Here is a 14180-nt window from a genome sequence, read left to right as displayed (position 1 = left end):
GCCAATGCTCGCGCTCGTCCATGGTGGCAGGTGGGCGGCGAGGAATCAGTGTTTGCTCAGGCGCCGCAAGCGCTCCGAGGGGGTGACGATATCGGTCAGGCGAATGCCGAACTTTTCGTTGACCACCACCACTTCGCCTTGCGCGATCAGGTAGCCGTTGACCAGTACATCCATCGGCTCGCCAGCCAGGGCGTCGAGCTCGACGATGGAGCCTTGGGCCAGCTGCAGGATGTATTTGATGGGCACCTTGGTGCGGCCCAACTCCACCGACAGGGTGACGGGGATGTCCAGCACCATGCTGATGTCGTTGTTGCCGGTGGGGGCGGGTGCCGCACCGTCGAAATGCGGGGCACTGGCGAAGGCGCTGTCGCTGCCGCTGGCAGCGGTTTGCTCTTGCAGGGCCTGCGCCCACTCGTCGGCCAGCGCTTGTTCGTCCACCGGGCCGGGCGGGGTGTCGTTGTCACTTGTCATAGCTCGTCGCTCCGTGTCCGTGCCAAGTCTGGTCGCTGCTGCGGATGGTGCGCACCACCTTCAGCGCGTACTTGCGATTGTGGGTGCCGTATTCACATTCGAGCACGGGCACGCCATCCACCTTGGCCTGAATGATGGGCGTGCGCTCCAGCTCGATGAAGTCGCCCACCTTCATCGCCAGCAGCTGCTCGATGGTGACTTCGGTCGAGGCCAATTCGGCCACCAGCTCCACTTCGGCGGCTTGGATCTCCTGGCTGAGCAGCTTGACCCAGCGGCGGTCGACTTCCATCGAATCGCCCTGCGTGTTGGAGTACAGCAGGTCGCGGATTGGCTCCAGCGTCGAGTACGGGATGCAGAGGTGCAGCGACCCGCTGATGTCACCGATCTCCAGCGTGAAGCTGGTGCTGACCACGATTTCGCTGGGTGTGGCGATGTTGGCAAATTGCGGCTGCATTTCGGAGCGCTGGTACACCAGCTCCAGCGGGTAGATGCCCTTCCACGCCTTTTTGTTTTCTTCGGAGACGACGTCGACCAAGCGGTTGATGATGCGCTGCTCGGTGGGCGAAAAGTCGCGCCCTTCGATGCGGTAATGGAACTTGCCGTTGCCGCCAAACAAGCTGTCGATGACGCCGAAGATGAGCGTGGGTTCGCAGACGATGAGGCCGCTGCCACGCAAGGGTCGCACCGCCATGATGTTGAAGTTGGTCGGCACCACCAGGTCGCGCAAAAACATGCTGTACTTTTGCACCTGCACCGGTCCCACCGACACCTCGGGGCTGCGGCGGATGAAATTGAACAACCCGACGCGCAGATTGCGCGCAAAGCGCTCGTTGATGACCTCCATCGTGGGCATGCGCCCACGCACGATGCGTTCCTGACTGGAGAGGTTATAGGTGCGGATGCCGCCAGTCTGCACCTCCTCCTTGGCCAGCTTCTGGCTTTCGCCGGTGACGCCCTCGAGCAGGGCGTCGATCTCGTCTTGGGAGAGAAACGCGTCGCTCATGGTGTCGTCCGGGAGGGTTCGGGCCCCTGTTTACTGCACGATGATGCTGGAAAACAACACCGCCTCCACCGGGCTGTAGCCGCGGTACTCTTCGGTGTCGGTAGCCTTGCGGATCAGGGTCAGGATCTCGTTGGCCAGCTCTTCTTTGCCTTCGGCACTGAGCAGCTGATCGGCCGTGCGGCGCGAAATCGCTATCAGGATGCCATTGCGAATCGCAGGCATATACTGTTTGACCAGGTCAGCCGTAGCAGCGTCTTCCACCTGCAGGGTGATACCCACTTGGGCGTAGCGCGTCGACCCCGTATCGGCCAGGTTGACCACGACCGCATCCAGCGGCATGAAGGTGGGCGGAGCGGCGGGCTTTTTCGCCTTGGCTTTGCTCTCGTGCTTCGCTTTAGGGGGAGCTTCCGTGTCTTCCTCGTCCTCATGCGCGCCTTTGCTCATCAAAAAGAACGTGGCCGCGCCGCCGCCGAGCACCACCAGCAGCGCGGCGATGATGATGATCAGCAGCTTCTTACTTTTGGGTTTTTCGCCGGCGGCGGCGTCTTCAGTCTTGGCCATGGTGATGTGAGGTTCGACGATGGATGGGACGGAGGGGCGTCAGCGCTGCGCAAACAGCGCCGACGGCACCGCTGCTATGGACCTCCTTATTGTGGCACGCACCGCTGTGCCGGAGGCGAGCCTGCCGCAATTGTGGATTGTGATGCGGTACCGCCAAAAGTCCGAACAGCGCCATTTCTTTCCGGTTGTTGTTGGCTTGGGGCGGCCGGGGTGGTGGCGCGGGTGCGCTACTCGGGACGCACCGCGGCCGTCTCCTCGCCGCTGGTGTGGCGGTGGCACGCGCGCTGGCCCGCGCTTTGCGCTTTACGCGTAGACATCCAAGCTCGTCCCGGCGCGCGGGGCGAGCGCGCGCGCGCCACTGGGGGCAGCAGACGTCGGACTCGTCAGGGCGATGCGCGCACGCGACCCCGCCCGTTCATCGCTCCCATCGGCACTGGGGCCGCCGCCCTGGCCGCGCGCACCCACATCCACCTGGCCCAACGCCACGCCGGCGCGCGCCAGAGCGTCGGCCAACGCGGTGGGGGCCTGGGCTTGGATCAGTTGGCGCAGCACCGCATCATCGGTGCGAAATTGCAACTGGGCCACACCGTCGCTCAGTTGCAGGTCCACGGTCAGTGGGGCATCCAGCCCGTCGCGCAGCTCGAAGCTGGCGCGCTGGGTGCGCCCGGCGGCCCACAGGCTCACTTGGGTGCCGATGTTCTCAAAAGCGCCTTGCAGCGCCTCGCCCAGATGGAGGCCGAAGTCCGCCGCGCCGGGTGTGCCATCGCCAGCCAGCGCGGCGTCCGGCCCGGGATTGTGCGCGCCGGCAGCCGCTGCGCTGCGGCCGTCGCTGGCGGCACCATGGTCAGCCGATCCGGCGCCGGCGTGCTCACGGGTGCCGGCGGGGTTGGCTGCTGCGGTGGCCAGGGTCAAACCCGGCTCCAACCGATCCGTGCCCGGGGTGGAGGCGCCAGCCGCGGCGGCATGCAGTGGGCGTGCTGCGGGCGCCGGGTCGGCCACTGCGGCGACCAAGGCATGCGCCAGCGCCTGGGCACTGTCGTTGCCGGTCCGCCCGGTCCCGAGCTGGCGCCCCTTGCCCCGCGCCGCCAGTGCGGCGGTGGTGCCAGGGGTGGTTCGCTCCTGCGGCGATGGCTCGTCTACCTGGATTGTGGCGCGGTCGTCCGTGAGTTGCTTGAGGCCAGGCGAGGCATCACCAGCGGCCGGCGCGACGGCCTCGCTGGGGGATTCCGAGGATACGGGCTGCGCGCTCCAAGCCGATGTGAGGGTGGCGTGCGTTGAAGGCGCGCCGATGCGGCCAGCGGCGCTATCCCCCGGCGTTTGCTTCGCCGTGTCTTCCGTTACCGTCGCGGCGGCACTGGTGTCACCGTCGGCGATGGGGGCGGGGTTGCCCAGCCCCAACAGAGCAGCCAGCAGGGGCGCCTCGGCGTTGGCCGCCGTCTCGGCGGACCCGGGGCCATCGGTGCTGCCGCGGCGCCCCGGCGCCGCCGAGTTGCCATCGGTGGCTTCGTCGCCGGTCAGCGTCGTGCTCGCCGCCGTCTCTTCGGCCGCGATCAGATCGTCGAGCAACAGCGCAAAGGCGTCGCCGTTGGCAGGCGCGCTGCTGGGGCCGCGCGCTGCGGCGTGCGGGGGGGCGGTGCTGGCTGCGACGTGGCTGGCGGTTTCGGCTTTCATGGGCAACTCCGGTCAAAGTGGGGCGGTGGCGGTGCGCCGGCGATGCTGGGCGGCGGCCATCTCGTCGGTGACTTTTTGTTCGGCGCGGCGTTGTCGGTCCAGCCAGCGCTGTAAGCGCCGCTGTTGAATGCGTTGCAGCGTCGCCAAGGCGCGCTCGGCGTGCTGCACCTGCGCCTCGGCCTGTGCCACACGCGCCTGCAGCTGTTGCAAAACGTCGGTTTGAAACGCGATGGCTTCCTGCAGCCGCGCCACGAATTGGCGCTGGGTGGCCAGCAACGTCGGCGTCACGCCGCCGCTGGCGCGTTGCAGCCAGCGCGCATCGGCCTCGCGCGTGTAGTGCTGCAGCTGTGCCATCTGGTTTTGCGCGGTCTGCTGCTCACGGCGCACGGCGGCCAGCGCCTGCAAGGCGTCGTCACGCCGGCGTTGCGCCAGCTCCAGCAGCACGGCCAGGTCACGGGTCGGCTTCATGCACGGTCTCCTGCGCCGCGCGGGCCGGCGCCCATCGCCGGGGCCAGCACCTCGGCCAGCTGGCGCACGCTGTGCTCGAACGACGCTCCTTCGCGCATGTCCTGGGTTAGCAGCGCTACCATGGCCGGGTGCAATTGAATGGCGAGATCGGTTTCGGGGTCGCTGCCGCTGACGTACGCGCCCAGTTGGATGAGGTCGCGGCTCCTTTGGTAGCGTGCGTACAGCTGTCGGAAACGCCGCGCCAGCGTCCAATGCTGCGGGCTGACGACGTTGTGCATCACGCGCGAAGCCGACGCTTCGATGTCGATGGCTGGGTAGATGCCGGATTCGGCCAGCGCGCGTGACAGCACGATGTGGCCATCCAAGATGGCGCGTGCGGCGTCGGCGATGGGGTCTTGCTGGTCGTCGCCTTCCGACAGCACGGTGTAGAACGCGGTGATGGAGCCACCCCCCTCCGGACCGTTGCCGGAACGCTCCACCAGTTGCGGCAGGCGCGCAAAGGCGCTGGGCGGGTAGCCTTTGGTGGCAGGGGGCTCGCCGATGGCCAGGCCGATTTCACGCTGCGCCATCGCATAGCGGGTGAGCGAATCCATCAGCAGCAGCACGTGCCGCCCCTCGTCGCGAAAGCGTTCGGCGATCGCGGTGGCATAGTGTGCCCCTTGCAGCCGTACCAGCGGCGGCGCGTCGGCGGGGGCGGCTACCACCACCGCCCGCCCGCGGTCCTGCGGGCCCAGAATGTCTTCGATGAACTCCTTGACTTCGCGGCCGCGCTCGCCGATCAAGCCGACGACGATGACGTCGGCGCGTGTGTAGCGCGCCATCATCCCCAACAGTACGCTCTTGCCCACGCCAGAACCCGCAAACAGCCCCAGGCGCTGTCCGCGCCCCACGGTGAGCAGCGCGTTGATGGCGCGCACGCCCGTGTCCAGCGGTTCGCGAATGGGGGCGCGCTGCATGGCGTTGATGGGCGGGCGCTCCAGCGCTTGGACCTGCACACCGTGCAAGGGGCCGCCGCCGTCCAGCGGCTGACCGTAGGCGTCGACTACCCGGCCCAACAGGCCCGCGCCCAGCGGCAGGCGCAGCACACCGCGGTCGCTGGGCGGCAGGGGGTGGGGTGCATCGCCCAGACGCGGGCGGGGGCGGTAGGGCGGCAACGGCCGCACGCGCGCCCCGGGTGCCAAGCCCAGCACTTCACTGGCCGGCATCAGGTAGGCGCGCGGGCCGGCAAAGCCCACCACCTCGGCCAATACGGTGCCACCATGGCCGTCGTCGGGTGCCAGCGGGTCGGGGTTGGGGTCGATCACGCACTGCGAACCCACCGGCGTGCGGATGCCTTCGGCCTCCAGCACCAAGCCGGCCAAGCGCGTGAGCTGTCCGCTGGCTTCCAGTGGCGTGGCTTGGGTGGCGGCCTGGCGTGCCGCCGCCAAAAACGCCTCCCACGTGCGCAAGTCAGCCATGGGCCGCCTCCTGGGGATCGGGGGGCGTATCGGTGGCGCCGTCGGCCTCGTGGGTGGGCGCGCTGGGGTAAGCGGCAGTGCCCGCCCACGCGCTGGCCGGCGCCGGTTGCCACGGTTCATCGAGCCCCAGGTTGGCCACGGCGCGCGCCCAGCGGCGCTGTAGCGTCCCGTCCACCACGCCCAGGCGCGTCTGTAGCACACAGCCGCCGGGTGTGACGCGCTCATCGGCTTGCAGCCGCACTTGCTGGCGTTGCAGCGCCTCGCCCAAGGCCGGCTGCAAACGCTCGGCGTCATCGGGGTGCAGACGCAGTACGGCAGGGCGGGCGTCGTCGGTCAGCATCGTCAGGGCTTCTAGCACCACGGCCTGCACCGCGCTCAGCGGCTGCGTCAATTCACGCCGCACCACCTGCCGTGCCACGTCGCAGGCCAGCAGAAGCACCTGCTGGGCCAGCGCCTGCTGTACGGCGTCCAGCTCGGCCTGGGCCTGGGCCAGGATGCCCGCCACGCGCTGTGCCAGCTCTTCGGCTTGGTGGCGCAGTGGCTCGGTCAAGGCATCGCGCATTTCCTGCGCGCCGGTTTGCCGCCCCTGTTCGAAGCCCTCGGCAAAGGCTTGCGCGCGGGCCGCCTCCACATCCTCGGGGGTGATCGGGGGCGGTTCCGGTTCGCTGGCGGGCGCGGGGGCCGCCTCGCCCACCGGCGCGAACGTCCAGGCGCTGACGGCCTGCACCTCTTCGCGAGGAATGAAGCGTTGATAGGGATGCGTGCCGCGGTTAGACGAAGGCATCGTCGCCGCCTCCACCGATGACAATCTGGCCTTCGTCCACCAGTCGGCGCACGATCTTCAGGATTTCCTTTTGCTGCGCATCCACTTCGGACAGACGCACCGGCCCGCGCGACTCCAGGTCTTCCTTGAGCGCTTCGGCGGCGCGGCTGGACATGTTGGACAGGATTTTGTCGCGCAACTCCTGCGAAGCGCCCTTGAGCGCCACCACCAGCACGTCGGCCGACACCTCCTTGAGGACCATCTGCAGCGACTTGTTGTCGAGCTTGAGCAGGTCCTCGAAGGTGAACATCTTGTCCATGATCTTTTGCGCCAGATCCGGGTCTTGCTCGCGGATGGCATCCAACACGCTGGCCTCCAGGCTTGTGCCCAGCAGGTTGATGATCTCCGCGGCGGTCTTGACCCCGCCGAGCGAGCTCTTGCGAATCTTGTCGCCGCCCGCCAGCACTTGGTATAGCGCTTCGTTCAGATCCTTCAGCGCCGTTGGCTGGATGCCTTCCAGCGTGGCAATGCGCAGCATCACCTCGTTGCGCGTGCGCTCGGTGAAGTGCTTGAGAATATTGGCGGCGTGGTCTTGGTCCAGGTGCACCAGGATGGCGGCCAGGATCTGCGGATGCTCGTTGCGCAGCAGTTCGGCGACCGAGATCGGGTCCATCCACTTCAGGCTCTCGATGCCGGAGACGTCGCCGCCCTGCAGGATGCGGTCGATCAGCAGCGCCGCCTTGTCGTCGCCCAGCGCGCGTTTGAGCACCGAGCGCACATAGTTGTCCGTGTCCGACACCAGCAGGCTTTGCGACTGGGCTTCGCGCGTGAAGCGCTCGATGACCGATTCGACCTTCTCTTTGGGCACGGCGCGCATGCGTGCGATCGCCTCGCCCAAGCGCTGCACCTCCTTGGGCGAAAAGTGCTTGAAGACTTCCGCCGCCTCTTCCTCGCCCAGCGACATCAGGAAGATGGCCGCTTCTTGCAGTCCGTCGTCGGTATCGGCCATGTCTGCTCACCTCACACGTGCGCCGGCTGCGGTCGGCTTCAGCTGCCGTCGGTACCCATCCAACCCTTGAGGATGTTGGCCACCGCCATCGGGTTTTCTTTGGCCAGGCGGCGCGCGTCGGCCAGCCGCAGGTCTTCGGCAGTGGGCACATTATCGGCCGGTTGCGGCAGGCCGGGGCGCTCCACCACTTCGTCCACCACCGCATCGACCTGGCTGCCGGGCCCCGGCAGGGCCGGCGCGCCGGCTGTGCTGGCCTCTACCGGGGGCGGCGGCTGCATCATCTTCAGCGTCGGCCGCACCAGGCCCAGGAAGATCAGCAGCCCCACCAGTAGCAGCCCCAGCGAGGGCGCGGCGCTGCGCAGCAAATCCTGCACGTCCGGGTCGCGATACCACGGCAGCTCCACCGGCTCCGCCTTGGGCAGGTTGAAGGGGGCGTTCATCACATTGATGGAGTCGCCGCGCTCGCCGTTGAAGCCAATCGCATCGCGCACCAGGGCCTGGATCTGCTCCAGTCGCTCGGGCGGCAGGGCTGCGGTGGCGGGGCCACGCTTGGCGTCCGGGTTGGGCAGATGGTTGATGACCACCGCGGCCGTCAAGCGCCGCACGGTGCCGCTGGCCTCGCGCGTGACGGCAATCGTCTTGTCCACCTCGTAATTGACCACCTGTTCGCGCCGACGGACCCCGTCGGTCGTGGCGGTGGCGACATTGCCGGCACCCACCACGCCCACCGGTGGCGTGGGGCCGTTGATCGGCGCCTGGGTGGGGCCGGGGGCGATGTTCGACACCGCCCCGGGGACGCCCGCCGGCTGTGGGCTGCCGGGGGCGTTTTCCTCCACCGTCTGTGAGCTGCGCACCGCAGCCGGCTCGGTGCCCTGGTTGGGGCGATGCTGCTCGCTGGTGCGCTCGGTGACGGAAAAATCGACGTCGGCCGTCACGGTGGCGCGCACATTGTCGCGACCCACCACAGGCTCGAGCAAATCCAAAATCCGCTGGGTGTACATGCGCTCCAGCGTGCGCACATACTCCAACTGGCGCGAATCGATGCCGCTGTCGCCCTCGGCGCGCTGCGAAAGCAACGTGCCGTTTTGGTCGATCACGCTGACTGCCTTCGGGTCCAGTTCTGGCACCGAGCTGGCCACCAGGTGCACGATGCCGGCAATCTGCGTGCGGTCCAGCGTGCGCCCAGGGTGCAAGGTCAACAGCACACTGGCCGACGGCTTTTGCTGCTCACGAAAAAACCCATTCTGGTTCGGCAGAGCCAAGTGCACACGCGCATCGGCCACTGACTGCAACGACAAAATGGTGCGCGTGAGCTCCCCCTCGAGGCTGCGCTGGAAGTTCACCCGCTCCTGAAACTGCGTCATGCCCAGTCGGGTGTTGTCCATCAGCTCAAAGCCGGCCACGGCGCCCTTGGGCAGCCCCAGGCTGGCCAGCTTCATGCGCACGTCGTTGACGCGGTCGGCCGGCACCAAAATCGCGTTGCCGCCATCGGCGTGCTTGTAGGGTACATTCATCTGCGACAGCTGGGCCAGAATGGCGCCACCGTCTTTGTCGGAAAGATTGGCATACAACACCCGATAGTCGGGGCGGTTGAGCCAATAAAACGCCAACGCCAGCAGCGCCACCATGGCCAAGACCCCGGCGCCCAGCGCGGCCTTGCGCGGGGTGCTCAGGCGCTGCCAGCCCGCCAACAGCGGCGAGGTCGGACGCGCGACGTCGGTGTCGGGCAAAGCCGGATCCAACTCGGCAACGGCAGTGGTCGAAGTAGCCATGCGCCGCATTATCCGCACAGCGGTGCGCGCCGCTAAAGCGCGAACAGACGGGCGGCAATCGGCTTATTCGTGCTTAAGCGCCGTGCCGATGTGGCCCTACCATTGGCTGGCCGGTGAGCGGCTTGTGCCGCCCCCCCGCGACCGCCCCCTCTTCACCCTCTCGAAACGGAGTCTGTTCCATGGATTTGCGTTTGCTGCCCATGCACACCGCTTCGATGAGCCCGGCTCAACTGGCTGCCTTGCGCGCGGCGCAAAAAGCGCTGGCGGCCAAAGCGGCCGGCGCCGATGCTGCGAGCGCCGCGCCGTCCGTGGCTGGCGCCACGCCGGCCACCGGGGCGGCCGGCTCGGTGGGGTTCGGCACGGCGCTACGCAATGCCCTGCAGGAAGTCAGCGCCGCCCAGCAGCGCGCCAGTGCCCTGCAAAACGAAGTGCAAAAAGGCAATCGAAACGTCAGCCTGGAAGAAACCATGGTGGCGATGCAAAAGGCGCAAATCGGTTTTCAGGCTGCCCTGCACGTGCGCAACCGCATGATGCAAGCCTACACCGACGTGATGAACATGCAGGTTTGAGCTCCCTGCGTGTTGATCCAGCGCGCGGGGGCCCAACAGGGCGCCCACCGATGCGCGCCACCCACCGGTGGTGGGGCGCGCCCCCGCACCCCCACGGCGCGATGCGGTGGCGGCGCTGCGGTGTTTCAGTGCAACAAGACCGAGCGACTGCCCAACCCCACGTCGCCCCACACGTCCAGCCACGGTTCGGCCAGGGCACGAATGCGCGCATCGTGGCGCAAGATGGCCAGCATGATGCGGTGCTTCTCGGCACGTTGCTCCGGGCTCAACGCCGCCTCGCCTTGCGCGCGCAGCTGCTCGATCAGCACCGCGCACGCTTCTTCCATCTCGACCACGCGGTCCCAGTCGTCCTGCTCGGCGGCCTGCAGCATGCGCTCGCTGACGTCTTGCAGCGCGCGGTAGAAGTCCAATACATCGACGGTAGGGGCGTTCATGGTAGGTTCCTGGCTCTTGGCCGACGGCGGATCGATGGGGTGGGCTCCGCCGCCCAGGCAGTCGAGTTCGAGATAAGCTGGAATTTTTCGGGTGCTGCAGTTTCACTGTGGGCGGATCTGCTGCCAGGCGTCAGCGACGGCTTTGATCAGGTCGATGACCTCATCGATGCGCTTGACATCGTTGTGCAAATTGGCCCACGTCAGCTGGCGTCCACAGTAGTCATACAGTGCCTCCAGTCGCCCGGACAACTCGCCTCCCTCGGGTGACAGCCCGGCGCGCAGCCCCTCTTCCAGAATGCGCACGGCTTTGCCGATCGCCTGCCCTTTGGCGGCCACATCGCCGCGCTCCATGGCCCCCTTGGCGCTGAGCAACGACGCCAGCAAGCCATCGAACAGCATCATGATCAACTCGTGCGGGCTGGCACTGGCCACCCGACTCGCGGCGGCCTCCCGCGCATACGACGCGGCCAAACGTTGGCTAGGTGCGGTGTACATGGTCTTATCCTTTGACATCGGCGATCACTCAGACACCTGCTATATCGGGCGGCCGGGCCGCGACTTGAACGAATCCTTGCCGAACGAAGGCGCAAACAACGGCTGCGGGCAACGTGTGCTCATTCTTTATATCACGCTTGGTGCATGTGCCTGAATGCCGGCGGCCACGTCGGCCCTCGGGTATTGGATTGCCGGCAGGGCAGGGGTGGGACGGTGGAGTCCACATGGGGAGCCGCGGGTGCCCGCTTACCCCGAACCCACACCGCGCAAGCCACTGCGCGCAGCGCCGGGCTGGCCGCGCAGGCTACACGGCCCGGGCGCTTGCGCGCTGCCAGCGCTTGCGCGCAACCGATGCCGACAGCGCAAAAAAAAACAGGCCCCGCCGAGGCCTGTCTGGGCTTGGGTGCACGCGGGCGAATCAACCCTGCAGCAGCCGCAGCACATTCTGCGGCAACTGGTTGGCCTGGGCGACCATGGCGGTGCCGGCCTGCTGCAGGATCTGCGCGCGCGACAGCGCGGCGGTCTCGGCGGCGAAGTCGGCGTCCTGGATGCGGCTGCGCGCGGCGGCGATATTTTCGGAGGTCGTTTGCAGGTTGGTAATCGTGCTCTCGAAGCGGCTCATCAGCGCGCCGTAGCTGGCCCGGGTGGCGCTGATGGTTTGCAGCGCCTGATCGACGATTCGGATGGCCATGCTGGCCTTGTCGAACGTGCTCAGATTGATGGTATTGACGGTGTTGCTGCCATCGGATGTGGTGTTGGCTGCAGCAAACACGTTGGTGCCACTCTGACTCACCGAAAAGCCGCTGGCCGCATCCAGGCTCACGTAGCCTAAAGAGGTGGCGTTGTTCCCGGTTGTGATATTCGCTACCGCGCTTGCAGTGTAATTGCCGGAATTGTCGATGCGCCCCTGGGCGAGGGTGACGTCGCCAGGGCCGCCGGCGCTGTTGGTGATGGTGATATTGTCGCCGCGGCTGTTTTCCAGCAAGATGGCGTTGCCGGCCTCGTTCAGCCGTGCCGACACCCCGGTCTGCGAGGCTACCTTGTTGATCTCGGCCACGGCCTGCGACAGCCCCTCGGAAGAGTTGGCATTGCTGACGTTGAAGCTGATCGTGACGGCAGCGCTGTTGCTGGAGGTAATCGAAAGCGTAAATGCGCCGGTGGCGGCAAAGTCCAGCGTCGCCAAGGAGCGGGCCTGGGCGGTCACGCCGGTTTCGGCAGAGACGGCGTTGATGCGGTCGGCCACCACTTTGGCGGTGTCGTTGGCGGCGATGGCGACTGTTTTGCTGGTCAAGCCGTTGATGGTGAGGGTGCCGGCGTTGTAGCCTGCTGAGGCGCCGGGCGTTGCGGCAGCACTGACGGCGGTGTTGAGGCCGTACTTGTTGGTGCGCACATCGGCACCGCCGACGGTGATGGTCTGGTAGGCGTTGGCGCCGACTTGGAAGGTTTGCGAGCCGAAGGCGCCGTTGAGGACCTTCAGGCCATTGAACTCGGTGGTGTCGGCGATGCGCTGCAGCTCGGCGACGAGCTGGCCGGCTTCGGCGTTGAGGGCTTGGCGGTCGGCGCCGGAGTTGGAGCCGTTGGCGGCCTGCACGGCCAGCTCGCGGATGCGCTGCAAGATGGCGGCGGAGGAGCCCAGAGCGCCTTCGATGGTTTGCGACAGCGAGATGCCGTCGTTGGCGTTGCGCACGGCCTGGTTGAGGCCACGTACCTGGGTGGTCATGCGCTCGGCGATGGCCAGCCCGGCGGCGTCGTCGCGCGCGGAGTTGATGCGCAGCCCCGAGGACAGGCGGGCGATGGTGGTGCTCATGCCCGACTGCGAGGCCGACAGATTGCGCTGCGCCGTCAGCGACATGAGGTTGGTGTTGATGGTTTGCGGCATGGCAGTGCTCCAAATCGAAAAGCGATCGAACATGGTCGGCAACGCACCCCAAAGCGCGCCGATCGGCCTGAGGAAGCACGACGGACGCCGTTACCCTGGTATGCGCCGCCGCAGTTCCGTGCACACATCGTGCCCGAGATCGCGGCGCAGCAAAGGCGAAAAAAAGCGCCGCAATCGGCGCTTATCACTGATATGGTTGCTCTGCCTTTGGCTATTTGCTGGGCTTGTTCCAAGCCGCCACCTGTTGATTGACATATTGCCCCAAGGCATTCAAGCGACCGAGGTTGGCGTCGAGCCGCGCATACTGCGCCAGCAGACGTTCTTCCGTCCGGGCTGCCTTCTCGGTGATGCGTTGCGCTTGCTCGTTGAGACGTTGCAGTTCATTTTCGATCGCCTTGGTCTTCAGGCCGATGCGTCCATCGCTGGCCAGCGCACCGCCGACGAAATCGCGCAGCCGGCGCGCCAACCCCGGTGCATCGCTGCTGCCGACCAGCAATGAGCGCAGCGCCTGCGGGTCTTGCTGCGCCGTTTCGAACGCGGCGCCGTCAACGCTCAAACTGCCGTCTCGCCCTTGCCGCACCCCGATATCCGACCAGGTGCGCGTATCGAGAGGATTGGTCGACGGCGTACCCAACAGGCGCCGCAGCGCGCTCTGTAAGGTCACGATCGTGCTGTCGCCCTGCAGGGGGCCGGCTTGCCGGGTTTTGGCGTCGTAGCGGGTGGCCTCACTCAACGTGGTGTTGAGCTGGTTGTACGCCTGCACGAACGCATCCAGCGCCTTGCGCACCGCAGCGGGATCGCGCTCGACGTTCAACGCCACCGGGCTACTCGTGACGGATTTGACACTGAGCGTCACACCCGGAATGACACCGGAGACCGTCTGATTGGCAGACGACACTTCCACCCCATCGACGTCCACGCGCGTGTCCTGCGCCGACTGTGTCAGTGTCAAACCCAAAGTGCCCGCGGCGGAATCGTAGGCCAGGCGCGAAAGCCCGGCGGCGTCGGTGTCGTTGCCGTCGGCGTCGTTGGCTTGGATACGAAAACCTTGATCGACGCCCGTGCCAATCGACCGAACCACCAAACGCTGCTGGCTGCCGTCTTGCACCACCGCGGCGCGCACGCGGTCGGTGCTTGCGTTGATCTTGTTGGCGACATCGGCCAGCGTGTCCGTGGCCGAGATGTTGACGACGATGGGCGCATCTGGGCCAGGCACGAAGCTCGGGCCGCCGTCCCATCGGCCCAGCGCAATGGTCAGTTGCCCCGCACCGACCGGCGCGCCTGTGTTGATCAGGTCAGAGCGCGCCACCTGTCCGCGCGCGACTTGCAGCACCTGCACCGAGTACACGCCCGTGGAGGCCGCCCCGCTGATGCTGCCACTGACGGCTTCGCTGCTGCTGTTGACTTTGAGGGCGTTGTAGCTACTGTCCAGAGTCAAGCCGCGCAACGCATCGTCCAGCGCGGCCAACTGCCCGCGAATTTGCCCGACCGTGGACAGCCGAAGCTGCGCGGCCGATGTGCGCAATTGAACCGTCGTCAGCGGGCGCTTTTCCAGCTCGACGAGCTGGGCCACGATGCCGCGAACGTCCAGGCCGCTGCCGATGCCGGGGGAGGAGAGGTTGGCCATG

Annotated in this window: 14 protein-coding genes; 1 reads left to right on the top strand and 13 read right to left on the bottom strand. The window is 66.9% G+C overall.

Going from position 1 to position 14180, the window contains the following annotated elements; all coding sequences use genetic code 11:
• Window positions 1-45 precede the first annotated feature (45 nt).
• From fliN to fliF, 9 genes are all read right to left on the bottom strand, one after another.
• Window positions 46-471 (bottom strand): flagellar motor switch protein FliN, encoded by a 426-nt coding sequence (gene fliN / locus Tchar_RS01390; RefSeq protein ID WP_144327304.1) that lies wholly within the window; start codon window positions 469-471, stop codon window positions 46-48.
• Window positions 461-1474 (bottom strand): flagellar motor switch protein FliM, encoded by a 1014-nt coding sequence (fliM, locus tag Tchar_RS01385; RefSeq protein WP_144327303.1) that lies wholly within the window; start codon window positions 1472-1474, stop codon window positions 461-463. The genes fliN and fliM overlap by 11 nt, the downstream gene beginning before the upstream one ends.
• A gap of 30 nt (window positions 1475-1504) precedes the next feature.
• A complete protein-coding gene (locus tag Tchar_RS01380; RefSeq protein WP_144327302.1) occupies window positions 1505-2035 on the bottom strand; it encodes a flagellar basal body-associated FliL family protein in 531 nt (176 codons plus the stop codon).
• A 303-nt stretch (window positions 2036-2338) separates the two neighbouring features.
• Window positions 2339-3706, bottom strand: a complete 1368-nt coding sequence (locus tag Tchar_RS01375) for a flagellar hook-length control protein FliK (protein WP_144327301.1) — start codon at window positions 3704-3706, stop codon at window positions 2339-2341.
• Window positions 3707-3718: 12 nt separating this feature from the next.
• Complete coding sequence (gene fliJ / locus Tchar_RS01370; protein WP_144327300.1) at window positions 3719-4174, bottom strand: flagellar export protein FliJ; 456 nt, start codon at window positions 4172-4174, stop codon at window positions 3719-3721.
• Window positions 4171-5631, bottom strand: coding sequence for a flagellar protein export ATPase FliI (fliI, locus tag Tchar_RS01365; RefSeq protein ID WP_144327299.1), 1461 nt, complete (start codon window positions 5629-5631; stop codon window positions 4171-4173). Before fliI ends, fliJ begins: the two co-directional genes overlap by 4 nt.
• A complete protein-coding gene (locus tag Tchar_RS01360) occupies window positions 5624-6415 on the bottom strand; it encodes a FliH/SctL family protein (protein WP_144327298.1) in 792 nt (263 codons plus the stop codon). The genes fliI and Tchar_RS01360 overlap by 8 nt, the downstream gene beginning before the upstream one ends.
• Window positions 6402-7403 carry a flagellar motor switch protein FliG gene (gene fliG, locus Tchar_RS01355; RefSeq protein ID WP_144327297.1) on the bottom strand — a complete coding sequence of 334 codons (1002 nt, stop codon included), beginning with the start codon at window positions 7401-7403 and terminating at the stop codon, window positions 6402-6404. Before fliG ends, Tchar_RS01360 begins: the two co-directional genes overlap by 14 nt.
• A gap of 38 nt (window positions 7404-7441) precedes the next feature.
• The gene (gene fliF / locus Tchar_RS01350; RefSeq protein WP_144327296.1) at window positions 7442-9175 is read right to left on the bottom strand and encodes a flagellar basal-body MS-ring/collar protein FliF; all 1734 of its coding nucleotides are present in this window, start codon (window positions 9173-9175) and stop codon (window positions 7442-7444) included.
• Between the two features lie 179 nt (window positions 9176-9354).
• On the opposite strand from fliF, the gene fliE reads away from it, so the two are divergent.
• The gene (gene fliE, locus Tchar_RS01345) at window positions 9355-9744 is read left to right on the top strand and encodes a flagellar hook-basal body complex protein FliE (protein ID WP_236640082.1); all 390 of its coding nucleotides are present in this window, start codon (window positions 9355-9357) and stop codon (window positions 9742-9744) included.
• Between the two features lie 125 nt (window positions 9745-9869).
• On the opposite strand, the gene Tchar_RS01340 is transcribed toward fliE, so the two are convergent.
• The 4 genes from Tchar_RS01340 to fliD all read right to left on the bottom strand — a co-directional run bounded on the left by Tchar_RS01340 (window position 9870) and on the right by fliD (window position 14179).
• A complete protein-coding gene (locus tag Tchar_RS01340) occupies window positions 9870-10178 on the bottom strand; it encodes a flagellar protein FliT (protein ID WP_144327295.1) in 309 nt (102 codons plus the stop codon).
• Window positions 10179-10280: 102 nt separating this feature from the next.
• A complete protein-coding gene (gene fliS, locus Tchar_RS01335) occupies window positions 10281-10673 on the bottom strand; it encodes a flagellar export chaperone FliS (RefSeq protein WP_144327294.1) in 393 nt (130 codons plus the stop codon).
• Between the two features lie 418 nt (window positions 10674-11091).
• Window positions 11092-12552 (bottom strand): flagellin N-terminal helical domain-containing protein, encoded by a 1461-nt coding sequence (locus tag Tchar_RS01330; protein WP_144327293.1) that lies wholly within the window; start codon window positions 12550-12552, stop codon window positions 11092-11094.
• Between the two features lie 211 nt (window positions 12553-12763).
• A complete protein-coding gene (fliD, locus tag Tchar_RS01325; RefSeq protein ID WP_144327292.1) occupies window positions 12764-14179 on the bottom strand; it encodes a flagellar filament capping protein FliD in 1416 nt (471 codons plus the stop codon).
• Between the last annotated feature and the right edge of the window lies 1 nt (window position 14180).

Origin of the sequence: Tepidimonas charontis, assembly GCF_007556685.1 — a bacterium.
In the GTDB taxonomy this organism is placed as follows: Bacteria; Pseudomonadota; Gammaproteobacteria; order Burkholderiales; family Burkholderiaceae_C; genus Tepidimonas; species Tepidimonas charontis.
Note: the sequence above shows the minus strand (reverse complement) of the source record. Positions and strands in the feature narration are given on the sequence as shown.

Excerpts from the sequence above, each read along its gene's own strand:
- fliJ (WP_144327300.1), bottom strand. The coding sequence starts at position 4,174 with ATGAAGCCGACCCGTGACCTGGCCGTGCTGCTGGAGCTGGCGCAACGC.
- fliG (WP_144327297.1), bottom strand. The coding sequence starts at position 7,403 with ATGGCCGATACCGACGACGGACTGCAAGAAGCGGCCATCTTCCTGATG.
- fliE (WP_236640082.1), top strand. The coding sequence starts at position 9,355 with ATGGATTTGCGTTTGCTGCCCATGCACACCGCTTCGATGAGCCCGGCT.
- fliF (WP_144327296.1), bottom strand. The coding sequence starts at position 9,175 with ATGGCTACTTCGACCACTGCCGTTGCCGAGTTGGATCCGGCTTTGCCC.
- fliM (WP_144327303.1), bottom strand. The coding sequence starts at position 1,474 with ATGAGCGACGCGTTTCTCTCCCAAGACGAGATCGACGCCCTGCTCGAG.
- fliS (WP_144327294.1), bottom strand. The coding sequence starts at position 10,673 with ATGTACACCGCACCTAGCCAACGTTTGGCCGCGTCGTATGCGCGGGAG.
- fliI (WP_144327299.1), bottom strand. The coding sequence starts at position 5,631 with ATGGCTGACTTGCGCACGTGGGAGGCGTTTTTGGCGGCGGCACGCCAG.
- Tchar_RS01330 (WP_144327293.1), bottom strand. The coding sequence starts at position 12,552 with ATGCCGCAAACCATCAACACCAACCTCATGTCGCTGACGGCGCAGCGC.
- Tchar_RS01375 (WP_144327301.1), bottom strand. The coding sequence starts at position 3,706 with ATGAAAGCCGAAACCGCCAGCCACGTCGCAGCCAGCACCGCCCCCCCG.
- fliN (WP_144327304.1), bottom strand. The coding sequence starts at position 471 with ATGACAAGTGACAACGACACCCCGCCCGGCCCGGTGGACGAACAAGCG.
- Tchar_RS01380 (WP_144327302.1), bottom strand. The coding sequence starts at position 2,035 with ATGGCCAAGACTGAAGACGCCGCCGCCGGCGAAAAACCCAAAAGTAAG.
- Tchar_RS01360 (WP_144327298.1), bottom strand. The coding sequence starts at position 6,415 with ATGCCTTCGTCTAACCGCGGCACGCATCCCTATCAACGCTTCATTCCT.
- fliD (WP_144327292.1), bottom strand. The coding sequence starts at position 14,179 with ATGGCCAACCTCTCCTCCCCCGGCATCGGCAGCGGCCTGGACGTTCGC.
- Tchar_RS01340 (WP_144327295.1), bottom strand. The coding sequence starts at position 10,178 with ATGAACGCCCCTACCGTCGATGTATTGGACTTCTACCGCGCGCTGCAA.